The 22204-nt window shown below is 71.1% G+C and carries 17 protein-coding genes and 3 pseudogenes; 10 read left to right on the forward strand and 10 right to left on the reverse strand.

What is annotated here, in order from left to right; translation table 11 throughout:
• Positions 1–11: 11 nt before the first annotated feature.
• Entirely contained in the window at positions 12–1013 is a 1002-nt protein-coding gene (locus ACFO4E_RS05660) for a LacI family DNA-binding transcriptional regulator (protein WP_378571938.1), read from the reverse strand.
• Between the two features lie 510 nt (positions 1014–1523).
• Here ACFO4E_RS05660 and ACFO4E_RS05665 point away from each other — a divergent pair.
• The 6 genes and pseudogenes from ACFO4E_RS05665 to ACFO4E_RS05690 all read left to right on the forward strand — a co-directional run bounded on the left by ACFO4E_RS05665 (position 1524) and on the right by ACFO4E_RS05690 (position 9638).
• The gene (locus ACFO4E_RS05665; protein ID WP_378571939.1) at positions 1524–2477 is read left to right on the forward strand and encodes a carbohydrate ABC transporter permease; all 954 of its coding nucleotides are present in this window, start codon (positions 1524–1526) and stop codon (positions 2475–2477) included.
• The gene (locus tag ACFO4E_RS05670; protein ID WP_378571940.1) at positions 2474–3295 is read left to right on the forward strand and encodes a carbohydrate ABC transporter permease; all 822 of its coding nucleotides are present in this window, start codon (positions 2474–2476) and stop codon (positions 3293–3295) included. Before ACFO4E_RS05665 ends, ACFO4E_RS05670 begins: the two co-directional genes overlap by 4 nt.
• Before the next feature lie 48 nt (positions 3296–3343).
• Entirely contained in the window at positions 3344–4594 is a 1251-nt protein-coding gene (locus tag ACFO4E_RS05675; protein ID WP_378571941.1) for an ABC transporter substrate-binding protein, read from the forward strand.
• A 159-nt stretch (positions 4595–4753) separates the two neighbouring features.
• Entirely contained in the window at positions 4754–7528 is a 2775-nt protein-coding gene (locus ACFO4E_RS05680) for a family 78 glycoside hydrolase catalytic domain (RefSeq protein WP_378571942.1), read from the forward strand.
• 238 nt (positions 7529–7766) lie between these two features.
• Positions 7767–8054, forward strand: a pseudogene (locus ACFO4E_RS05685) (IMP dehydrogenase); the annotation flags it as partial.
• Positions 8055–8591: 537 nt separating this feature from the next.
• The gene (locus tag ACFO4E_RS05690; protein ID WP_378571943.1) at positions 8592–9638 is read left to right on the forward strand and encodes an NAD(P)-dependent alcohol dehydrogenase; all 1047 of its coding nucleotides are present in this window, start codon (positions 8592–8594) and stop codon (positions 9636–9638) included.
• Between the two features lie 303 nt (positions 9639–9941).
• Here the strand turns inward: ACFO4E_RS05690 and ACFO4E_RS05695 are convergent, their stop codons facing one another.
• Positions 9942–11183: an MFS transporter gene (locus ACFO4E_RS05695; RefSeq protein ID WP_378571944.1), complete on the reverse strand. Its 1242-nt coding sequence runs from the start codon at positions 11181–11183 to the stop codon at positions 9942–9944.
• A 156-nt stretch (positions 11184–11339) separates the two neighbouring features.
• On the opposite strand from ACFO4E_RS05695, the gene ACFO4E_RS05700 reads away from it, so the two are divergent.
• Positions 11340–12266: a helix-turn-helix transcriptional regulator gene (locus tag ACFO4E_RS05700; RefSeq protein ID WP_378571945.1), complete on the forward strand. Its 927-nt coding sequence runs from the start codon at positions 11340–11342 to the stop codon at positions 12264–12266.
• A 252-nt stretch (positions 12267–12518) separates the two neighbouring features.
• Here ACFO4E_RS05700 and ACFO4E_RS05705 read toward each other — a convergent pair whose 3' ends face one another.
• From ACFO4E_RS05705 to ACFO4E_RS05715, 3 genes and pseudogenes are all read right to left on the reverse strand, one after another.
• A complete protein-coding gene (locus ACFO4E_RS05705; protein ID WP_378571946.1) occupies positions 12519–13433 on the reverse strand; it encodes an alpha/beta hydrolase fold domain-containing protein in 915 nt (304 codons plus the stop codon).
• Positions 13434–13668: 235 nt separating this feature from the next.
• Positions 13669–14841 carry an FUSC family protein gene (locus ACFO4E_RS05710; RefSeq protein ID WP_378571947.1) on the reverse strand — a complete coding sequence of 391 codons (1173 nt, stop codon included), beginning with the start codon at positions 14839–14841 and terminating at the stop codon, positions 13669–13671.
• A 178-nt stretch (positions 14842–15019) separates the two neighbouring features.
• A pseudogene (locus ACFO4E_RS05715) lies at positions 15020–15124 on the reverse strand (NAD(P)-dependent oxidoreductase); the annotation flags it as partial.
• Between the two features lie 204 nt (positions 15125–15328).
• Between ACFO4E_RS05715 and ACFO4E_RS05720 the strand changes: the two are divergent.
• A pseudogene (locus tag ACFO4E_RS05720) lies at positions 15329–15763 on the forward strand (sigma factor-like helix-turn-helix DNA-binding protein); the annotation flags it as partial.
• A 111-nt stretch (positions 15764–15874) separates the two neighbouring features.
• Here the strand turns inward: ACFO4E_RS05720 and ACFO4E_RS05725 are convergent.
• On the reverse strand, positions 15875–16708 hold the full coding sequence (locus tag ACFO4E_RS05725; RefSeq protein ID WP_378571948.1) for an alpha/beta fold hydrolase: 834 nt from the start codon (positions 16706–16708) through the stop codon (positions 15875–15877).
• 223 nt (positions 16709–16931) lie between these two features.
• Between ACFO4E_RS05725 and ACFO4E_RS05730 the strand changes: the two genes are divergently transcribed.
• On the forward strand, positions 16932–18722 hold the full coding sequence (locus tag ACFO4E_RS05730; protein WP_378571949.1) for a thiamine pyrophosphate-requiring protein: 1791 nt from the start codon (positions 16932–16934) through the stop codon (positions 18720–18722).
• A gap of 88 nt (positions 18723–18810) precedes the next feature.
• Positions 18811–19389: a GNAT family N-acetyltransferase gene (locus ACFO4E_RS05735; protein WP_378571950.1), complete on the forward strand. Its 579-nt coding sequence runs from the start codon at positions 18811–18813 to the stop codon at positions 19387–19389.
• On the opposite strand, the gene ACFO4E_RS05740 is transcribed toward ACFO4E_RS05735, so the two are convergent.
• The 4 genes from ACFO4E_RS05740 to ACFO4E_RS05755 all read right to left on the reverse strand — a co-directional run.
• Positions 19364–19633: a WD40 repeat domain-containing protein gene (locus ACFO4E_RS05740; RefSeq protein ID WP_378571951.1), complete on the reverse strand. Its 270-nt coding sequence runs from the start codon at positions 19631–19633 to the stop codon at positions 19364–19366. The genes ACFO4E_RS05735 and ACFO4E_RS05740 overlap by 26 nt on opposite strands.
• Positions 19634–19920: 287 nt before the next feature.
• Complete coding sequence (locus tag ACFO4E_RS05745) at positions 19921–20925, reverse strand: serine/threonine-protein kinase (RefSeq protein ID WP_378571952.1); 1005 nt, start codon at positions 20923–20925, stop codon at positions 19921–19923.
• Positions 20926–21152: 227 nt separating this feature from the next.
• Positions 21153–21701, reverse strand: coding sequence for a dihydrofolate reductase family protein (locus tag ACFO4E_RS05750; protein WP_378571953.1), 549 nt, complete (start codon positions 21699–21701; stop codon positions 21153–21155).
• Between the two features lie 229 nt (positions 21702–21930).
• On the reverse strand, positions 21931–22204 hold a 274-nt coding region (locus ACFO4E_RS05755; RefSeq protein ID WP_378571954.1), incomplete at its 5' end, for a YciI family protein.

Below are 22204 nucleotides of genomic sequence, written 5' to 3' on the forward strand. Positions count from 1 at the left end.
CCCGCGGCGCGTCAGGTGGAACTGCGTTCGATCAGGCGGAGGGAGAACACCTGGCGCCGGTGGGTGTGGCCTTCCGGGTCGCGTTGCTCGTCCAGGAGCATCTGTGCCGCGGCCCGTCCTAGCTGGTAGCCCTCGACCCGCACCGTCGTCAGCGGGACCGCGGTGGTGTTGACGGATTCGATGTCGTCGAAGCCGATGATCGCGAGGTCCTCCGGGACGCGTCTGCCCGCTCGGAACGCCGCCTGCACGACCCCCAGCGCGAGCAGGTCGTTGGCGCAGAAGACCGCCGTGCCGGGCCGGGTGGCGGCGAGCAGTCGCTCCCCGGCCCGGCGCCCCTGCTCGATGGTGAAGTCGTCCACCTCGATGACCTGGAGGTCCTCTCGGGTGCGCCCGGAGCGCAGGATCGCGCGCAGGCACCCCTCGTACCGGTCGCGGGGGGAGCGCATGCTCATCGGTCCGGTGACGAAGGTGATCGCCTGGTGTCCGCGGGCGAGCAGGTGGGTGGCGGCCTGTTCACCGCCCAGGACGTCGTCGACGGCGACCGAGCAGATCTCGGGGTGGTCGGCCCAGTTGTGGATGAGGACGAAGGTGAACCCGCGTTCTTTCAGGCGGTCCAGCCATGGCTCCGACACCTGGACGGGCGTGATGATCAGGTTGCGGATGCCCTGGTGGGCGAGCTGGTCGAGGTAGTCCTCCTCGCGGCGCGTGTCCAGGTCCGTGCTGCACAGCACCGACAGGTGGCCCGCCCGCTGGAGGGTGTCCTCGGCCCCGCGGGCGATGTCGGCGAAGTAGGGGTTGCGCACGCCGAAGAGGACCAGTCCGACGGCCGTGCTGCGCCCGCTGCTCAGGTGGCGTGCGGCGGAGTTGGGGACGTATCCCAGGGCGTCGATGACCGCCTGCACCCGGTCGCGCGTCGCGACGGATACCACCGCGGGGCGGTTGATCACGTTGGAGACGGTGGCGATCGAGACGCCGGCCTCGGTCGCGACCGTTTTGATGCTGACCGTCTTCACGTTGTCCGTTCCTCTGTCCTGCCGATTCCGACGTGGACACCGGTGAGGGTCCGTGCTCGTCCTCCACCCGCGCGTGACGGGCCTCTCGGGGAAGGCTTCCCCGACCATGATCGGTCCTCGCGGCGGCACACCTCCACCGCGGCGGTGGTGCCTCCCGGCAGGCAACCATGTCCGAGCGCTTCCGGGCCATCCCTGTCGCCAGCGCGGCGGCGCACCCCGCCCATGGTTTCGAATCGTTTCAATTATTCAATCCGATGCTCTTTTGCTGCCACGCCTCCGGGAGGAGCCGCCCGGCCATCGGGGATGGCGCGTTGCCCACACGGCGCCCCAGGGAAGCCTCTCCCGCACGTCCCACGCTTGTGACCGCAGTCACCCCTAGGGGTTGACGGCATCACATTCGCACGGCTAGGTTCACCTCCAGATTATAAAACGTTTCAAGTTTTCAATGTCGACTGTGTGCCGATCGACTCGCCGAGCCGGTGCACCGCACGGATGCAGGACGGAGGAGCCATGCCCGTCACGGACGCGCCGCCGGACGCCCCGACCCGGACGGGGCCCGCCCCCGGCACGCGGCCGCCACGCGGACGGAGCCGGCGGGGCGCGCCCGTCCCGTGGTGGTTCGTCCTGCCCGCTGCGGCGTTCTTCGCCTTCGTCGTCCTGGTCCCGAGCGCGCAGGGGGCGTGGTTCGCGTTCACCGACTGGGACGGCCTCGCCCGAGAGCGGCCGTTCGTCGGCCTAGAGCGGTTCCGCGAGGTCCTCGACGACCAGGACGCACGAGCGGCGGTGGGCACCACCCTGCTGATCGCCGTCGCGGTCACCGTGGTCCAGAACCTCATCGGCCTGCTGCTGGCGCTGGGCCTGCACAGCGCCGTGAAGTCCCGCGATCTCCTGCGGGTGCTGTTCTTCGTCCCCGCGGTGATCACGCCGGTGGTGGCGGCGTACCTGTGGCGCTACCTCTACGCTCCGCGGGGGGCCGTCAACGCCGTGCTGGAGACGGTCGGTCTCGGGTTCCTCCGGCAGGACTGGCTGGGGGACTCCTCGATCGCCCTGTGGTCGGTGGTCGTGGTGGTCATCTGGCAGTTCGCGGGGATGTCCATGGTGATCTTCCTGGCCGGGCTCCAGACCGTCCCCAAGGAACTCCACGAGGCCGCGGCCGTGGACGGGGCGGGACCATTGCGGCGCTTCTGGAACGTCACGCGTCCGATGCTCGCGCCGGCGATCACCATCAACCTGATGCTCTCCGTCATCGGCGGGCTCAAGCTCTTCGACCAGGTGTGGGTCATGACCCGCGGCGGTCCGGGCGGGGCCACCGACACCCTGTCGACCGTCATCTACCGGGAGGCGTTCCAGTTCAGCGAGTTCGCCTACTCCACGGCACTCGCCCTGGTCCTGACCGGTTTCGTCATCGTACTCAGCGCCGTGCAGTACGGCTACCTGCGCCGCGAGGAGAGGAAGACCGCATGAACCGCTACACCTGGCGGACCGGCGTCCTCGAAGCGGCGCTGATCGCCGCGGCAGCGGTGTTCGTCTTCCCCCTCTACATCCTGGTCGCGACCGCCCTGGAGCCATCGGGGACGGCCGCGTCCCCGGTGTCGTTCCCAGCGTCCCCGACCCTGGTGAACTTCGCCGACGCGTGGGGACGCGCGGACCTGGGCTCGGCGATGCTCTACAGCCTGCTGATCACCGTCGCCAGCGTCACCCTGCTGGTCACGCTGGCGAGCCTGGCGGCCTACCCGATCGCCCGGTCCACCCGGCTGTGGTCCAAGGGCGTGTTCGCGCTGTTCATGCTCGGACTGCTGCTGCCCTTCCAGCTGGCGATGATCCCGCTGTACTGGACGATGCGGGACCTGGACCTGCTGGGCAACCCGGCGGCGCTGGTCATCTTCTACGCCGGCCTGCAGATGCCGATGTCGGTGTTCCTCTACACCGGCTTCCTGCGCGCCCTGGACCCGGGATATGAGCAGGCCGCCCTGATCGACGGCTGCGGACCCGTCCGGGCCTTCGTGAGCGTGGTGTTCCCGCTGATGCGCCCGGTGACCGGGACCGTGGTCATCATCAACACCATCTTCGTGTGGAACGACTTCCTCACCCCGCTGATGTACCTCAGCGGTACCGAGCAGCAGACCATCCCGGTGGCCCTGTTCGGCTTCGTGGGCCAGTTCGTCGCTCAGTGGCCCCTGGTGTTCGCCGGACTGATCATCGGCATCGCCCCTGTGCTCATCGCCTACTTCGTGCTGCAAAAACACGTCATCCGCGGCTTCGCGAGCGGCTTGAAGGGATGACCCCGGCCAGGGGACGACGCCGCCGACCTCACAGAGAGTGCACCGACCATGAGACCACGCCGACTGCTCACCCGCGCGTCCGCCGCGCTGCTCACCCTGCCGCTCCTCTCCGCCTGCGGCGGTGGCGACGGCGCCGCCGACGGCATCACCGTGTTCGCGGCCGCCACCGAGCGCTCCTCCATGGACGCCGTGATCGCCGCCTTCGAGGAGGCCCACGGCATCGAGGTCACCGCGAGCTATGCCGACACCGCCGAACTCCAGAGCACCCTGCGCACCCAGCTCAGCGCCGGCACCGGACCGGATGTGTTCACCGTCTGGCCCGGCAACGGCAACGCCGCCGCGCTCCAGGTCCTCCAGCCGACCGGGTTCCTGGCCGACCTGAGCGACAGCGACTTCGCCGGACGCATCGCCGATGGCGACCGGGCCGTCACCGACGTGGACGGGGCCACCTACATCGTGCCGGTCACCTATGCCGGTGTCGGCGTCCTCTACGACACCGCGGCCCTGGCGGAGATCGGGGGCGAGATCCCCAGGACCTGGACCGAACTCATCGACCTGTGCGCCCAGGCCAGGGACGACGGCAAGGTGCTGTTGTCCTTGGGCAACCAGACCGACTGGGTGACCCAGCTCGTCACCTACTCACTGGTGGCCACCCTCGTCTACGCCGACGATCCCACCTTCGACCAGGACCTGGTCTCCGGGCGGGCGAGCTTCGCCGAGTCCGACTGGCGCGGCGCCTTCGAGGCGTACCTGGAGATGGACGAGGAGGGCTGCTTCACCGACAGCCCGCTGGGCACCGCCTTCGAGGCCTCGGTCAGCGACGTCGCCCAGGGCAACGCGGTCGGCGTCGTCCAGGTGACCGCGACCCTGGCCCAGCTACGGGAGGAGACCGGAGACGCCGAGCTGGGCATGTTCGCCCTGCCCGCCACCGACGACCCGGAGCAGACCCTGATGCCCGGCGCGGTCGGCGCGGCCTACGGTATGGGAGCCGAAGCCGACAACCCCGAAGACGCGCGGACGTTCCTGGAGTTCCTGGGCTCGGACGAGGGCCAGCGGATCTACGCCGAGGAGGGCGGATCGCTGCCCGCTCTGCCCGACGTGGAGATCGACGCCGACCCGGCGCTCCAGACCCTGATCGACTACCAGGCCGACGGGCGGACCGTGCCCTTCATGGACCAGCTCTGGCCCAACCCCGAGGTCCAGCAGGAGCACTTCACCGTCGTGCAGCAGCTCTTCGCCGGCGACACCGACGTCGACCAGGCCCTGGCGCGCCTGGACGAGGCCTACCGGCAGGACTGACCCCCGCGCGCCGCTCACACTCCCCGCGGGGCGGTCCCGGCCGCCCCGCCCCGGCCCGTCAACATCCGACCTCACCGCACACCGTTCGAGGCACCGGTTCACCGCCGGCACCACGGCCGAGGACGGCACCCCCCACGCCCCCGCTGATGGGAGAGGCCGATGTCCCACCGCCCACCACAACTGATCGCACTCGCCCTCGTACTGACCCTAGGACTGCTCGTGGCCCCGATGAGCTCGCCCCCGGTCGCCGCGTCGACCGATGTGACTCCCGTCGACCTGAGAGTGGAGGACGCCCAGGCCCCCCTGGGCATCGACGTCGCGCAACCGCGCCTGTCGTGGCGGCTGGAATCGCGGGAACGCGGCGTGCGCCAGAGCGCCTACCGGATCCAGGTGGCCGGATCGGAGGCCGCCCTGCTCGCCGGCGACGCCGATGTGTGGGACTCCGGCACGGTCGACTCCGACGCCTCCGCGCACATCACCTATGCGGGCCCCGACCTGGAACCGGCCACCCGCTACCACTGGCGCGTCCGCATCCTCGACGCCGGCGGCGCACCGACCGAGTGGAGCTCCCCCTCCTGGTGGGAGACCGGCCTGCTCGATGACGCCGACTGGCAGGACGCCGCGTGGATCGGCAACCCCGACAGTCCCCGGTCCCCCGACGCCGACCACCCGGCCGCACCGCGATTCCGCGCCGAGTTCGAGGCACAGGGACCCGTGGAGCAGGCCCGCCTGTACCTGAGCGGCCTGGGCTACTCGGTCGCGCACATCAACGGACAGCGAGTGGGCACCGCGGTGCTGGACCCCGGCCAGACCGACTACAGCGACACCGCCTTCTACGTGACCCACGACGTCACCGGCCTGGTCACCGAAGGGGCCAACGCGATCGGTGTCGAACTCGGCCGCGGGTTCTACGGCATCAGCACCGACAACGCGTGGAACTGGAACACCTCACCCTGGTGGTCCGACCCCGAACTGCGGGCCCTGCTGGTCATCACCCACCCCGACGGGACCACGAGCACCGTCGCCTCCGGCGGGGACTGGGGCACGACGTTGGACGGCCCGACCCGCTACGACGAGGTGTTCGTCGGCGAGACCTACGACGCCCGTAGGGAACAGCCCGGATGGAGCACGCCCGGCTACGACGGCGCGGCGCGATGGGACCGGGCCGAAGCGTCCCCGGGACCCGACGGTGAGCTGCGGGCGCGGCCGCACGAACCGATCCGGGTCACCGAGACCATCGCCCCCGTGGAGATCACCGAGCCCGAACCCGGGGTGTTCGTGTTCGACCTCGGCGTCCAGATCGCCGGATGGGCCCGGCTGAACGTCGACGGCGACGCCGGCACCGAGGTCTCCCTCCGCTATGGAGAGCGGCTCGACGACGACGGCCTGGTCTCGATCCCCCAATACGACGACTTCCACACCGTCCCCCGCGCCCAGACCGACATCTACACTCTCGGCGACCGGGAGGGGCCGCAGACCTGGGAGCCCTCCTACACCTACAAGGGGTTCCGGTACGTCGAGGTCCGCGGACTGCCCTCGGCCCCCACCACCGGCACCCTCCAGGGGAGGTGGACGCACAACGACTTCGCGTCCATCGGCCACTTCGACAGCGGGTCGGACCTGCTCAACACCATCCGCGGCAACACCCGCCGGGCCCTGCTCAACAACCACCAGCACATCCCCACCGACACCCCGGTCTATGAGAAGGCCGGGTGGACGGGCGACGCGCAGCTCACGGCCACGACCGCGAGCTATGAGTTCGACATGAGCCGGTTCCACCGCAAGTACCTGGACGACATCCTGGACTCCCAGCTGCCCTCGGGAGAGCTGCCCACCATCGTCCCCACCTCCGGCTGGAGCTACGAAGGCGCCCCCGGGTGGCCCGCCGTCCACGGGCCCACGCCCGAGTGGGACATCGCCCTGTTCACACTCGCGCTCAACCTGTACGAGATGGAAGGCGACGTGCAGGTCCTGGAGCGCTACTACGACGCGATGAAGCTCTACTTCTCGTGGGTGGACGCCCGGGTGGACGAGGACGGCCTGTACCCCTACGGTCTGGGCGACTGGGTCGCCCCCGGCGGCGACCCGCCGGAAGGCCCCGTGCTGAGCGCGACGGCCCACGTCCACCTCATGGCCGCCCAGCTGACCGAGATCGCCCGGATCCTCGACCAGCCCGAGGACGAGGCCTTCTACCAGGCCCGGGCCGAGCAGATCGGTGACGACTTCAACCGCGCGTTCCTCGACGAGGAATCGGGCCTCTACCGCACCCCCGGAGTCGAGGAGTACCGGCAGACCTCCAACATCCTTCCGCTGGCCTTCGACCTGGTCCCCGACGAGCACGTCGAGGCGGTCGCGGACAACCTCGTCGCGGACATCCGGGATCGCGGCGACCGGTTGAACACGGGGGTCATCGGCACCCGCTACCTGCTCCCCGTCCTGTCCCACCACGGCAGGACCGATGTGGCCTACGCGGTGGCCACCCAGACCGAGGAGCCGAGCTGGGGCTACTGGATCGAACTCGGCAACACCTCGCTCCAGGAGCACTGGCAGGCCGATACCCGTTCCCTGAACCACCACTTCTTCGGCTCCATCGGCCATTGGATGTACGCCGATCTCGCCGGGATCACCCCGGCCACGCCGGGCTACGCCACGGTGCGGTTCAAGCCCTACCTCCCCTCGGACCTGGACCACGCCGAGGCCCGCACCCGAACGGTGCGGGGCGAAGTCGCGTCGAGCTGGCGCCGCGACGGCGCGGACGGCCTGGAAATGGAGGTGGTCGTTCCCCCCAACTCCACCGGTGACGTCCACGTCCCCCTCCTCGGGCAGGGCACCGGGCGCGTGGAGGCTCCCTCCGAAGCCGAGTTCGTGGAGGAGAGGGACGGCTACGCGGTCTACACCGTCGGGTCCGGGACGTGGAGGTTCGACGTGGCCTAGCCATTCTCGCCGTGCACCCCGTCGTCGTCTCCGGTCGCAGCCACAGGGCGCGCGGGTCTCCGGACGTGGAACCCGGGGCGATGTTCCCGAGCGATGACGACGGCGGGGTTCACACCGGCGCGGAGCGCAGCGAGAATCCCGGACATCTTCAATGCCCTGTTCGTCCGCGAGGCGTGCCGGTAGGACAGGGCCTTGTCCGGCGCGCCGCGCCGCGGGTCGCGGGAATCCCGCCGTGTGCTCGACCATGCAGGCGATCGGGGCGACGCGTCCCGGCGGGCACCTGGGCTTCGTGGGCGTGAACTACGACGTGGCCATCCCCGGCATCGGCCTGTTCTTCGCCGGCATCCACGTACACGGCGGCCCCGCCCCGGTCAGGCGGTTCCTGCCCGACCTGATCCGGCGCATCTGGGAACGCGAGATCGATCCCGGGCGGGTCTTCGACCTCACCCTGCCGCTCGACCAGGCCGCCGATGCCTATGAGGCGATGGACAGCCGCCGCGCGATCAAGGTGCTGCTGCGGCCCTGACCCGCCGCCGCGTCCGCGGCGTGTCGGCAGGCGCGCTCAGCGCGATCAGGCGGACGCCGCACTCCGCCGAGTCGACAACACCGTCATCACCCGGTCGACGTGGCCCACCCGTGGGGAGCGGCGACAACGGCGACTACGCGTCCCCATGCACCGGCCTCCCGCTGCGCGACCCGACCAGCTCGTGGACGGTGACGAAGCGGAACATGCCTCTGCGTGCGACCACCCGGCCCAGGCTGTTACCGGCCCCGGTGTCCCCCGGACGGTGCGGGGGTGTAGCGGGCGGTGCCGGCCCGGCCGGGTGCGTCGGCGGCGTGGCCGGTGAACACCGGTGCGTGCGGGGCACGCGCCAGGGGGTTTCCGGCCGAGAGAGGCTGGTGCGCTCGTCCTCACGATAGGCGCGGGTCACACGGTAGGGAGGTTGAGTTTGTACCCCCATAAACGCGACCTTCCCCGCGCGCCCCGGCCGCGGTTGCATGGGGGCGGCCACATGAGACTCCCAGGTCGGCGCGCCGACCGGGACCAGTTCAAGGGGATCGAATGCGCACCGTCAACGCCTACGCGGCGACCTCCGCCACCGAGCCGCTCGTGCCCATCACGATCGAGCGCCGCGAGGTAGGGCCCAAGGACGTCCTGATCGAGATCGCCTACGCCGGCATCTGCCACTCCGACATCCACACCGTCCGCGGCGAGTGGGGCCCCATCACCTACCCGCAGGTGGTGGGCCACGAGATCGTCGGCTTCGTCCGCGAGGTCGGCTCGGCCGTGACCAGGCACCGGGTCGGCGACCGGGTGGGCGTCGGTTGCGAGTCCGGCTCCTGCGGCGAATGCGAGCAGTGCCTCAAGGGCGAGGAGGTCTACTGCCTCAAGGGCAACCTGCAGACCTACAACGGCCTCGACCCCCTCGACGGCAGCATCACCCAGGGCGGGTACTCGCAGGCCATCGTCGTCGACGAGGACTTCGTCCTCAAGGTGCCCGAGTCGCTGGATCTGGCCAGGGTCGCGCCCCTGCTGTGCGCGGGAGTCACCTTGTACTCCCCACTCAAGCACTGGAAGGCCGGCCCCGGAACCAAGGTGGCCGTCATCGGCATGGGCGGGCTGGGCCACGTCGGGGTCAAGCTCGCCCACGCCCTGGGCGCCGAGGTGACCGTGCTCTCGCGCACGCTCGCCAAGCAGCAGGACGGCCTCGACCTCGGGGCGGACCACTACTACGCCACCGAGGATCCGGCCACGTTCGAGAAGCTGGCCGGCGCCTTCGACCTGATCCTGAACACCGTCTCGGCCGGGCTGGACTACAGCGCCTACGTCGACCTGCTCGCCGTGGACGGCACCCTCGTCATCCTCGGGGCGCCGACCGAGCCGGTCCAGGTCGACGCGATGTCGCTCATCGCCTCCCGTCGCAGCATCGCCGGATCGGCCAACGGCGGCATCCCCGTGACGCAGGAGATGCTCGACTTCTGCGCCGAACACCACATCCTGCCCGAGACCGAGCTCATCGAGGCCTCCTCCATCAACGAGGCCTACGAGCGCGTGCTGGCCTCCGACGTCCGCTACCGCTTCGTCATCGACGCCACGACGATCGCCTGAACGCCGAAGACACTGATGCGGGTGCGCCCGAACGCCGTCGGGCGCGCCGCGTCCTCTCGCCGGACCGACCGCCCCATCCCCCACTCCGCACGACGCCGCACGCGCCTGTACGGCACGGGCGGGACGGGCCCGCACACACGTATGGCCCGCCCTGATCCGGGAGCCGGCGACCTCTTCGACGCGGACGTCGCCGGCCCTGTACATCAGGGTCGCGCGCACGGTGCTCTCCTTCGGTGATGCCCGTCGCCGCGAATCGTGAGATGTGGCGGAGGCGCGTGGATCAGGTGGATCAGTGCGGCGTGCTCACCGCACAGAAGGCACGGAAGGCGTCGCGTCCTGGGCGCGGCGGCGCTGGACGCGGGCGAGTGCGATCGCCGGGACCAGGGTCAGGGCGGCGATGGCCGTGCCGACGGCGACGGGACCCGTGGCGCCCAGGCCGGACTCCAGGGCGATGCCGCCCAGCCAGGTGGCGGCCGCGGTGCCGGTGTTGAAGGCGGCGACGCTGAGCGAGGAGCCGAGCGTGGGCGCGTGGGCGGCGTAGCGGACGGCCAAGGCGATCAGTACCGGGTTCGCGCCGAGGCCGAAGAGCCCGAGCAGGGCGATGAGAACGACCGTGGGCAGCGGGGCGCTGGAGACGAAGCAGATCGCGAGCAGGATGGCGGTGGTCGCCGCGGGCGCGACGATGGTCGCGGTGTGCGGGCGGGTGTCGCCCAGGCGGCCGCCCAGGACCGAACCCGCCAGCGATCCGATGCCGAAACCGGCGAGCACCAGCGGTACCAGGCCCGCGGAGATACCGGTCCGGTCGGTCAGCAGCGGCGCGATGTAGGAGTAGGCCGCCAGCACACCGCCGGTCGTGGCGGCGCAGGCCGCCAGCGCCAGCCACAGCCGCACCGACCCCAGCGCCGTGAACTCCGAGCGCACCGAGACCGGCTGGTGGCGGGCGCCGATGTGGGGGATGTGGCGGATGATCAGGGCCACCGCCGCGACGGCGAGGGCCGCCAGGGCCCAGAAGGTGCCGCGCCAGCCGATCAGCTGTCCTGCGAACGCGCCCAGCGGTACGCCCAGAACGGTGGCCAGCATGCCCCCGGCGTTGATGATGCCCATAGCTCGGGAGGCCGCCCCCGGGCCCGCGATGCGGGTGCCGACCACCGCGGCGATGGCCCAGAACGCACCGGTGGCCAGCGCGGTGAGGAACCGTGCGGCGAGCACCACCCAGAGATCGGGGCCAACGGCGACGATCACATGCCCCACGGCGAAGACACCCAGGGCCAGCGCCAGCGTCAGGCGCTGCGGGACGCGCAACGTCGCCAGCGCCATCAATGGTGCGCCCACGATCATGCCGACCGCGAAGACCGTGATCAGCGCCCCCGCCTGGGCGACGCTGACGCGCATGTCGCCGGCGATGTCCGGTAGCAGGCCCGCGACCACGAACTCGGTGGTGGCCATCAGGAACACCCCCATGGCCAGCACGTAGATGGCCAGGGGGAGGCGGGCGGGCCGGCCCTCGCCGGCCGCGGGTGAAGCCGGTAGGGCTTCGTCGCGCATGACGGACTCCGTGTCGTCGTGGGGCCTTCGCTGTCGAAACCGACTAACGCTGTCGAAACCGACTAAACCCGCACCCACAGCCGCCGGGAAGGTTGCGTTCGCGGGGGGATAATCTCAACCCCCTTCGCGCCCTCACCTGGACTTATGGTGGACCGTATGGACAACCGCGCGGACATCAGGGACTTCTTGGCCAGCAGGCGCGCCACGCTGTCACCCGAACAGGTCGGCCTGCCCCCGGGCATCCGCCGCCGCGTGGCCGGGCTGCGGCGTGAGGAGGTCGCCGTCCTGGCCGGGGTGAGCACCGAGTGGTACACGCGGCTGGAGAAGGGACACATCGCCGGCGTCTCCGAAGAGGTGCTGGACGCGGTCGCCCACGCCCTGCGGCTCGACGACGAGGAACGCACCTACCTGTTCGATCTGGCTCAGGCGGCGCGTCCCGGCGGCCACCTCAAGGCGTCGCGCCGCAGGGAGGTCGACCTCGCGCCGCCCGTGCAGTGGATGCTCGACTCCATCACGATGTCAGCGGCGTTCGTGCGCAACGGGCGTCTGGACGTGGTCGCGACCAACGCCCTGGCCAGGGCGTTGCACGCGCCGATGTTCGCCAGCGAGACGACGACCGTGCACGGCCGGGCCAACTTCGCGCGCTACCACTTCCTCGACCCCGCCTCCCGGGACTTCTTCGTCGACTGGGAGTCGGGGGCCGCGGTGACCGTGGCGCTGCTGCGTGCCGAGGCCGGGCGCGAACCCCACGACCGGGCGCTGCGCGAGCTCATCGGTGAGCTGTCCACGCTCAGCGACGCGTTCCGCTCCCTGTGGGCCGCACACGACGTCCGCATCCGGCACGAGGGGACCAAACGGCTCCAGCACCCGGACGTCGGCTTCCTGGAGCTGACGTACCGGTCCATGGACCTGCCGACCTCGCCGCGGGCCGTGCACGACCTCTCGCTCTACACCGCCGAACCGGCGACCCCGCACGAGGAGCGGCTCAAGCTCCTCGCGAGCTGGACCGCACCCGGCATGTCCGGCAGGCGGGAGAAACCGGCTCCGCGGACCGTCCCCGAAACCGGCCAGAGCGAGGGCTAGTACTCCAGCGGGACGTTGTCGCCGAGCCTCGGAATATCGAGCGGTGGGAAGCACAGACCTTCACCGTGCCCTGGTCGAGGGCGATGGTGCGCTGCCCCGCCGGGCGCTTCGCTTCAGCGCGGGCACCGCCTCGCGCCACAGGGGAGGCGCCGCCACTGATTCCGGGCCGGATGCCCGCGGTGCCGGACCACGTCCGCCTTGTGCTCACCGCCCGACCCCCCGAGCCCCGGCTCTATCCCCGGTGATCCCGGCTCAGGTGCGGAGCCGCGCCGTGTCGTCGCGGATCGTGGAGATGATGTGGTCGCGTGCCCGCCGTCCTTCAGGGATGGGGTACAGCGGGTAGACGTGGATCTGGCCCGCCCCTTCGTGGAAGTCCACGTCGACTCCGGCGCGTTCGGCGGCGGCGCGGAACCGGTGGGTGTCGGGGTTGAGCACGTCGTGTGTGCCGATGAAGACCGTGCACGGGGGCAAGCCGTCCATGCGCCCGTTGATCGGGCTGGCGAGGGGGTGGGCCGGGTCGAGGTCGCCGGCCCACAGGTCGCCCGCGAACCGGAGCCCGGCGCGCGACAGCTCCGGGTCGCGGTGCTCGACCGCGGGGATGTCCGGGTTGTCCATGGTGACGTCCAGCCACGGGGAGATCAGGATCAGCCGGCTCGGCCGGTGCCCCCCGCCGTCCCGCAGCCTCTGAGCGGCTGCGAGGGCCAGGCCCCCGCCCGCCGAATCGCCGATCAGCACCGTGTCCCCCGAGCACCGGTCGACGATCTCGCGCGTGAACCGCGCGATCTCCGGGACCACCGTGTCGGCGGTCCCCTGCGGGGCGAGGGGGTAGATCGGTGCCCAGACGCGCGCACGCAGCCGTGCGACCAGCTGGTGGATCAGTCGCCAGTGCATTCCGCTGATCTGTTCGACATAGGCGCCGCCGTGCAGGACCATGACGTTGCTCTGCGCCGGTCCGGTACGCGGGGTCACCTCGTAGCACGGCCAGCCGTAGCGGAAGTGCAGTGTGATGGCGCAGTACCGGTCCATGCGCCGTGGCGGACCGATGGGTTCGGGCCGGATCTGCCGGGTCTCGACCTTGCGACGCACGATCGTGGGGTCGCGGTACTCGATCCTGGCGCCGACCACGGATGCCGCGCTCTTCCATACGCGGCTCGACAGACTCGGCACGGCGAAGCGTCCTCTTCCTATCGTCTGGCCCGGCGGCGCGGTGGCGTCCGGCCGGATCGAATCGACCGGTGCCCTCCCGGCGCGCTGCCGTCCGGCGGATGCGGTACATCGCCGCGCAACGTGCCGCCTCGGCCGGTCCGCGCGCCGACACCGGGCAGCTGACCTCGCCGCCGGCGAAGAAACGTTCGGTGCGACCGTTTCGGGGCGTAGTGGGCCGAGGCCGGGCGGACCATGGTCATGTGCGGCGGCCGAATCGTCTGGCGGGTTTTCGTCCGGCTCCCGGCGGAGGCGGGGCGCTCTGCTGGCGGAGGACGTCGCGGATGTAGGTGTACTCCTCGACCAGCCGGCCGGCGTCGACGAGCAGCGTGCCGTAGGTGTAGGCGTGCGCGACCCCGCCGAGGCGGCTCGCGGAGGTGATCTCGTCGAGCCGGGAGATCTCCGTCCGCGCCCGGTCCAGGTGGGCGTCCAGGTCGCCGACGCGGTGGCCGAACCGGGTGGAGTGATCGGGGCACAGTGTCAGGGCGGCTCCCCGGAGATGGGCGAGCATCCGGCCGAAGGCGTGCAGGAACTCCGCGTCGGGCCGCCGTTCCCGCCCCTCTTCGCTCTGGTCGGCCAGCCCGCGGGCCACCGAGCCCAGCTGGGCGGCGATGCGGTCGAGGCCGTTGAGCACGGTCTCGGCCCCCGGGAACGACGCGCGGCCGCGTCCGCCCGGTGACAGGAAGCGGGCGGGGTGCAGGTACTGGCTCTCGCGTGCGGTCTCCACCGATGACCGCGCCTGCGCGACCAACCGGCCCATGGCGCTCGCGCGCGCCCGCCAATCCCGGTCGGGGTCCTCGTCGAGGGTGGCCTCGCACAGGGACTCCGACATGTCCTGCAAGAGGTCGCTCACCGACTGGATCAGCGTCTCCACGGCCCGGGTGGCGCCCGTATAGCGCAGTGGGGGGAAGAGCAGCAGATTGACGGCCACGCCGATCGCGCATCCAAGGACGACCAGGAGCACGATCTCGGTCAGGTAGCTCAGTCTCTCGGAAGAGGTCGCCCCGAGGACGAACTGGGAGAAGGCGAAGAACGCCGCCGTCGGCACGTGCTGCCCTTGTGATCCCAGCCCCCGCCCGATGACCAGGGTCAGCACGGCGACGACCGCGAAGGTCAGCAGATCCGGGCCCGCCGCGAACGCCAGCAGGCCCTGTACCGCCACGCCCGCGCTGACGGCGAGCATGTAGTACACCGACTGGACCACGGATCGGTAGATCGTGATCTGGAGCATGAGGAGCGCGGAGAACGGCGCGAACGCCGGCGCCGTCGCGTCCAGGACCCCTGCCGCGACCGCCCAGGCCGCGGTGGCGGCTATGGCCCCCTTGACGACGGCGGACACGGTCTGCCGCTCTCCGCTGCGACGGCCGCGCACCCGCCGTATCCATCGGAGCGAGCGCCCGATCCGGAGCCCGCCGGCCTCTCCGGCGAATGTGGCGGACGGGCCTGCGGTGGACATCCATCGCCTCCATGGGGACGGGGGGACGGGAGCACGCGGCGAACGGGGGGCGGATCGTCACGGCTCCGCAGCGGTCTCTTCCGGGCGCCGCCCGTCAGCCGGATCGGATCTCGCCTCCGGTCGGGGCGAGAACCTCGCCGCTGTAGTAGGACGACAGGCGGTCGCCGGCGAAGAAGACGTAGGAGGGGGCGATCTCGTCGTTGGCCCGGCGCAACTGCGCGGTGGTGAGTTCGGCGAAGTCGCTCATCTCATCGCGCGGCCGCGGAGTCATCGGGGCCGTGCGGCCGGGGGGTTCCTGGGTCTGTTTCGGTGGCCTCGTCATGGTCCGCCTTCCCTCCTGCGTCGAAACGCCCGGAAGCACCGCGCAGACCCGGGGCGAGCGCGCGCTTCCGGCTTCAGGGCCATGCGGTCGCCCCTACCGAAACCGCGACGGCCCGAAACGCGTCGGGAGCCGGTGACCGATGGTGGTCGGCCCTGGCGGCGGCCGCGGGTGTTTGCCCATCAAAGAGCCGGGCACGGGAGGAATCGGGCCCAGCACAACGCGAACACGACATCCGGCCACCTCCGCGCCGAGCGGCACCCCCGCCCCCACCCCGCGCGACCGGCCAGACGCGGCACCCGCCGCACCATCTCCCTGGACGCACCCCGCGGCACCGACGACGACGGCCACCCCGACACCCTCGCCGACACCCTCGGCGAACACGACCACGACCTCCAGCGCGTCATCTACCGCGAGGCACTGAAAACCGCCCTGGCCACACTCCCCCACCGCCGGCGCCGCATCATGCTCATGCGCTACTTCGGCAACAAGACCCAGTCCGAGATCGCCGGCACCATCGGCGTCTCCCAGATGCAGATCTCCCGCCTCATCCGCCAGACCCTCGACGAACTCCACACCCACATCACCGGCCAGAACCGACCCCGCTATCCATGGCCCCGTCCCGCCCCTTTAAGCGGCGGGTTCCCCGCCCGATACCGCCGATGCCGGCCCCAGCACGTCATCGAGCGCACGGACGATGGCTTCGGGCTGCTCGTAGGGGATCTGGTGGCCGGCTCGCTCCGCGACCGCCACCCGCCCCCACGGGGACTGCGCCGCCAGCGCGCGGTGGTCGGTGGTCAGATGGTCCAGCTGGGCCCGGGGCATCCGCGGCCGCCTGCCCGCTGCGACGACGCGGATGGGCACACTCGGCAGCCCGGTCTCCCGTCGTACCCGTGCGGTCTCGGCCATGGCCTCCGGCATTCCGGCCAGTGTGGTGGCCAGCTCGCGCAGGGCCGGTGCGTTCCGGCCGCCGAAGGCCGCGCGCAGGCGCAGCAGCCACGGCACGGCACGAAACGACAGGCGGCGGACCAGGGCCGAGCCCGGAGGGGTTCCGGCGGCGGTCGGATCCACGAACACCAGTCCGGACACGTCCTCGGGATAGCGGGCGGCGTAGACCTGGGTGACGAGCCCGCCGTAGGACCAGCCCAGGAACACCGCGGGCAACTCCAGGGGCAGGGCGCGAAGGAGCCGGTGCAGGCCGTCGGCCATCTCGGTGACGGTCGCGGCCTGTGCTCCCCCGGACCGGCCGACACCGGCGCGGTCGTAGGTCACCACGGTGGCCCGTTCGGCCAGCGACCGCTCCAGCTCCCCTCCCCAGGCGCCCACGCCCTGGCCCGATCCCCCGCCGTCGAGGACCACCGTGGGCCCCGCCCCGAGGATGCGTACGCAGAGCACGTGGTCGCCCATATCGACATGCATCGGCGCCGGTGTGCCGTCGTCTTCGAGTTCCTTGCCCCATGTCATGGAGTCAACTTACATTGACTCCACTTTTGTCGTCAACTAAAATTGACTCATGGGCGCGTTGGCCGCGGGCTTCCGCCGGCCGGGCCGAGGCCCCCGGTGGGTCTGCTGGGAGCCGGCCCCGGTGCGGGCGGGGCGGCGGTCGAGCGGCGTGATTGGGGCCCGGGGGCGACGGGTAGTGGCCCCGGCAGTATTCGGGCACTACCCATGCGTGTGAGGAGGAAACGTGACCGAAAACGTGGGGGATTTCCTGCTGCGGCGGCTGCGCGAATGGGGCGTGGGCCAGGTGTTCGCCTACCCCGGCGACGGAATCAACGGACTGACCGCGTCCTTCGAGCGCGCTGGGAACGAACCCGCCTTCATTCAGGCTCGCCATGAGGAAATGGCCGCTTTCGAGGCGGTCGGATACGCGAAGTTCTCCGGGACCTTCGGCGTGTGCATGGCCACCTCCGGGCCGGGAGCGGTCCACCTGCTCAACGGGCTGTACGACGCCAAACTCGACCACGTCCCCGTCGTCGCCATCATCGGCCAGACCGCACGGACCGCCATGGGCGGCAGCTACCAGCAGGAACTGGACCTGCGGACGCTCTTCAAGGACGTGGCCGCCGAATACCTCGTCGAGGTGAACGTGCCCGAGCAGCTGCCCAACGCCCTCGACCGCGCCATCCGCGTCGCGCTGGCCGAAAGGGCGCCCACCGCGCTGATCATCCCGGCGGACGTCCAGGAACTCGACTACAGCGCGCCGAAGCACGCGTTCAAGCACGTGCCCTCCAGCCCTCCCGGCCTCTCCTTCGGCGCCCCGATCCCGCCGGGCGACGACATCGCCCGCGCCGCCGACATCCTCAACGCGGGCGGGAAGGTCGCCGTCCTGGCCGGCCAAGGGGCCCGCGGAGCAGCCCCTCAGCTGCGCGAACTCGCCGAGCTCACCGGTGCGGGTGTCGCGAAGGCGCTGCTGGGCAAGGACGTGCTCCCCGACGACCTGCCCTATGTGACCGGCGCGATCGGCCTGCTGGGCACCCGGCCCAGCTACGAGCTCATGCGCGACTGCGACACGCTGCTCATCGTCGGCTCCAATTTCCCCTACTCCCAGTTCCTGCCCGATTTCGGGCAGGCCCGCGCGGTCCAGATCGACCTCGACGGCAAGTACATCGGGATGCGCTACCCCACCGAGGTCAACCTCGTCGGCGACGCCGCCGAAACGCTCACCCGGCTCATCCCGCTGGTGCGCCGCAAGGAGGACCGGTCGTGGCGGCGCACCATCGAGTCCAACACGGCCTCGTGGTGGGACACCATGGACATGCAGGCCATGGTGGCCGCCGAGCCCACCAACCCGATGCGCATCGTCTGGGAGCTGTCCCTGCGCATCCCGGAGAACGCGATCGTGACCAGCGACTCCGGGTCGGCCGCGAACTGGTACGCACGCCACCTGAAGATGCGCGAGGGCATGCGAGGGTCGCTGTCGGGCACCCTGGCGACGATGGGCCCCGGGGTGCCCTATGCCATCGGCGCCAAGTTCGCCCACCCGGACCGTCCCGCGATCGCCCTGGTCGGCGACGGCGCGATGCAGATGAACGGCCTGGCCGAACTCCTCACCATCCGCCGGTACCACCGGCAGTGGGAGGACCCGCGCTGCATCGTGTGCGTGCTGCACAACAACGACCTCAACCAGGTCACCTGGGAGCTGCGGGCCATGGGCGGCGCCCCGAAGTTCGAGGAGTCGCAGGCCCTGCCCGACATCTCCTATGCCGCGTTCGCCGAGCAGATCGGCCTGGGCAGCGCCGAAGTCCGCGAGCCCGATCAGATCGGCCCCGCCTGGGAGCGCGCCCTGGCCGCCGACCGGCCCTTCGTCCTCGACATCCACTGCGATCCCGACATCCCGCCGATCCCGCCGCACGCCACGCTGGAGCAGATCACCTCGACCACCGAGGCGATGCTGCGCGGCGACCCCGACGCCTGGGACATGGCGATCCGCGGCCTTGAGACCAAGCTCCAAGAAGTCCTGCCGAAGCGGACCTGACCGCGCGCGTGCCCGCCCGACACGACGCGTTCGGGGGCGCGGGGGCGCCGGCGGCCCATGAGCATCCGGCCACGGAGGAGGTGCCATCGTGCCCGACCCGGTGATCTGGCTGCGCGGGGACACCGCGGCCATCGGCCCCCTGCGCGCGGATCTCGCCGAGGAGTACTGGCGGTGGGAGCAGGAGATCCCGACGATCGTCGGGTACAACCGGCAGACCCCTGAGCCGGTCGAGACGACGCGCCGCGTGCTCGTCGAGGCATACGCCGGGGTCGCGGACCGCGAACTGCGGTTCACGATCTACGACGTCACCGGTCGGTCGCCCGCGCCCGTCGGCTTGGCGCAGGTCGCCATCAATCCCCCGCGCGCGACCGGCGAGTTCTCCGTGGCCATGGGGTCCTCGCGCGGCAAGGGCGTGGGCACCGAAGCGACCAGGCTGGTTCTCGACTACGCGTTCCACGTGGCCAACCTCGCGTGTGTCCACCTGTCGGTCATCGAGTCCAACGCGGGCGCGATCCGGGCCTACGAGAAGGCCGGGTTCAAGCGGGTGGGGGTCCGGCGCGACTCCAACCAGTGGCTGGGACAGCGGGTCAACGACGTGCTGATGGACGCCGTTCCGGCCGAGTTCGCCGGGCCGTCGCTGGTCAAGAAGATGGTCCTCGGTTCGTGACGGCCTCCACCGTCCCGCATGTTCGGTACGGCTCGCCGACTTCCCACAGGCGCACGGTGCCATCGCTGTGGCCGGTGGCGAGCGTGGTGCCGTCCGGGCTGAACGCCACCGAGTTCACCGCATCCTCGTGTCCGGTGAGGGTGGCGGCGGGTTCAGGAGTCTCGGCGGCGGTATCGGGTCGGCCGCCGTCGCGTTCGGCCTGCAGTGCGATGACGCCCACGGTGACGACGGTGGTGATCGCCACCAGGGCGGTGGCGATGGGCCAGGCCCTCTTCCGCCGCGGCCTCCCGGGGGCGTCGGCCGGTTCTCCGGTCGCGGCGCGCGGCGAGGGGGCTCCCGTAAGGGATTCGGTGGGTTCGACGAAGGTCGGGGTGGGGGATGCGCCCGGTGGATCCGCCGGCTTCGACGAAGGTCGGGGCCGGGGGACGCGTGGTCGGTTCGGACCCGCCTGCGTCGACGGGTGGCCGGGCGGTGCCGGGTGGTCTCCAGGCGGCGCGGGCACCGAGGGTGCCGAAGCGGGCGAGGATCGCCTCAGGGGTGGGCCGCTGGTCCGGGTCGTGGTTCCAGCAGCCGGCGATGAGCGCGCGGATAGGGGGTCGATGTCGCCGGGGTCGGGGGCGGGCCGATGAGGCGGCGGATCGTCGCCGCCATCGAGTCGGCGTTGAAGGGGTTGGTACCGGTGGCGGCGTAGGCGAGGACGGTACCGGGGGAGAACATGTCCGAGGCCGGACCGACGTGGGAGTTCTCGGTCCGTTCGGGCGACATGTAGGGCAGGGTGCCGAACACCGCCTCGCGGGTGGTCAGGCTCTCGGAGTCCAGCGGCCGGGCGATCCCGAAGTCGATGATGCGGGGCCCGTCGTCGCTGAGGATGATGTTGCCCGGTTTGAGGTCACGGTGGACCAGCCCGTGGTCGTGCACCGCCTTGAGTCCCTCGGCCAGCCCGACGGCCAACGCGTGCAGGACGGGAGGCGCGATGGGGCCGTTGTCGCGGACCCGCTGTGAGAGCGTGGGGCCGGGGATGTAGGCGGTGGCGACCCACGCGGGATCACCCGCCGGATCGGCGTCGACGACCGGGGCGGTGTGGAACCCTCCCACCCGACGCGCGGCATCGACCTCTCGGGCGAACCGGACGCGGAAGCCGCCCTCCCGGACCAGGGCGGGGCGGATGACCTTGACGGCGACGTAGCGTCCCGAAGGGGTGGTGGCGAGGTAGACACGGCCCATGCCGCCTTCGCCCAAACGGTGGGTGAGCCGATGGCCACCGATGCGCGCGGGATCGGACGGCTCCAGCGGCTCCACCCGTCGGCCTCCCTCCAAGGCGCTCGGAGCCGCTCCGGAGCGCACCCCTTCCCGTCGTACTCGGCAGGGCGCCCTTATCGTAGCCACAGCGGATTCGGGCACGCAGGACATGTCACCCGATCGCAACCGGCCACCCGAACCCTCCCGATGAGGCGAGGTGTTCTGACCATGGCGGCCCCTGCTCCGCCTCGGCGGCGGAGCCGAAGAGCCGGCCCCATGGCGCTCGCCGTCCTCCATGTGGCGGGCGCGTGAGGCCGGCGCGGAGCCGGGAGGCCACACGGGCGCTGTTCGTCAGGCGGGCGCAGGGAAGAACACGGTAAGGGACGGATGGTCGATGGGCGGGTACTCCCGGCGGCTGTAGGCGTCGACCTGCGCCCCTCCCCCAAGAGAGTGGCGATCTCTCCGCCGCTTTCTCCCGGTCCACGTTTCCGGATGCGGTCGGCTCGGGACGGCGCGCCCGGTGGCTACCTCCTCGGCTCGTACCGCATCGCCACTGCCCCCGAGCCGAGTTCCAGCCGGCTCACGAGGTTCAGGTCGACATGCTTCGATAGTCCGGCGAACAATGTCGGCCCGTGGCCCGCGAGTCGGGGATGCACCACGAACTCGTACTCATCGATCAATCCCAGCTCCGTCAACGCCTGTGGGAGCGTGACGCCTCCCGTGAGCAGTCCCCTGCCCGACTCCCGCTTGAGCCGCTGAACGGCCGTGCCCAGATCCCCGCGCACGAGTTCCGCGTTCCAGTCGACCTGCTCCAGGGTGCTCGACACGACGTACTTCCTCGCCGCGTCGATCGTCTGGGCGAAGGGCTCCATCCAGTCGGGCCTCGCTCCGGTCGGCGCCGGCGGCCGCCACGCCGATTCCATCATCTCGTACGTCACGCGGCCGAAGAGAAGGGCATCGGCCCGGTCGAGGTTCTCGACCGCGTGACGATGCATGTCTTCGTTCGGAGGGATCGCGCGATGATCGCAGCACCCGTCCAATGTGACGTTGATGGAGTACCGAAGGGGTTGCATTTCGCAAGAGTACCGCCGATGGAGCAGACCGGCGGGGTGTCGGCCGGGGTGCGGTCCGGTCCGCCTCAGCTGCGGAAATGTCGGCGCCCGTGAGGAACCCCGCGCCCCCGGACGTGCGCTGGAGCCGCCGCTCAGCCCCCGATCGGTCGTCGCGACCCGGTCGCCCGGGCGGGTGCAGGCGCCTGGGGGGCGACCTCGTCGCCGCCCCCGGCCGCCCCACGCGGGTCCGTCACCGCTGGTCGAGCTGTTCGCGCCAGCCCTGCTCCTTCTGGACGTACTCGTTGACGGAGAAGTCCGCGAAGTCGCTCTCGTCGGTGACCCGGCGGACCTCCAGCTTCGAGCCGGCCCCGAGCGGAGCCCGCTTCGCCCACTGCACGGCCTCGTCCCTGCCGGCGGTCTGGATGATCCAGAAGCCGTTGAACAGCTCGTGGGTCTCGCCGTAGGGACCGTCGGTGACGATGGGGTCCTCAGCGGCGAAGTCGACGACGCACCCCTCCTCCGCG

The sequence above is a fragment of the Nocardiopsis mangrovi genome (assembly GCF_042653925.1).
GTDB classification, from domain to species: domain Bacteria; phylum Actinomycetota; class Actinomycetes; order Streptosporangiales; family Streptosporangiaceae; genus Nocardiopsis_B; species Nocardiopsis_B mangrovi.

What these genes read in the sequence shown, in the direction of transcription:
- ACFO4E_RS05665 (WP_378571939.1), top strand. Translation starts at nt 1,524, where the DNA reads ATGCCCGTCACGGACGCGCCGCCGGACGCCCCGACCCGGACGGGGCCC.
- ACFO4E_RS05670 (WP_378571940.1), top strand. Translation starts at nt 2,474, where the DNA reads ATGAACCGCTACACCTGGCGGACCGGCGTCCTCGAAGCGGCGCTGATC.
- ACFO4E_RS05675 (WP_378571941.1), top strand. Translation starts at nt 3,344, where the DNA reads ATGAGACCACGCCGACTGCTCACCCGCGCGTCCGCCGCGCTGCTCACC.
- ACFO4E_RS05680 (WP_378571942.1), top strand. Translation starts at nt 4,754, where the DNA reads ATGTCCCACCGCCCACCACAACTGATCGCACTCGCCCTCGTACTGACC.
- ACFO4E_RS05690 (WP_378571943.1), top strand. Translation starts at nt 8,592, where the DNA reads ATGCGCACCGTCAACGCCTACGCGGCGACCTCCGCCACCGAGCCGCTC.
- ACFO4E_RS05695 (WP_378571944.1), bottom strand. Translation starts at nt 11,183, where the DNA reads ATGCGCGACGAAGCCCTACCGGCTTCACCCGCGGCCGGCGAGGGCCGG.
- ACFO4E_RS05700 (WP_378571945.1), top strand. Translation starts at nt 11,340, where the DNA reads ATGGACAACCGCGCGGACATCAGGGACTTCTTGGCCAGCAGGCGCGCC.
- ACFO4E_RS05725 (WP_378571948.1), bottom strand. Translation starts at nt 16,708, where the DNA reads ATGACATGGGGCAAGGAACTCGAAGACGACGGCACACCGGCGCCGATG.
- ACFO4E_RS05745 (WP_378571952.1), bottom strand. Translation starts at nt 20,925, where the DNA reads ATGGAGGACGGCGAGCGCCATGGGGCCGGCTCTTCGGCTCCGCCGCCG.
- ACFO4E_RS05750 (WP_378571953.1), bottom strand. Translation starts at nt 21,701, where the DNA reads ATGCAACCCCTTCGGTACTCCATCAACGTCACATTGGACGGGTGCTGC.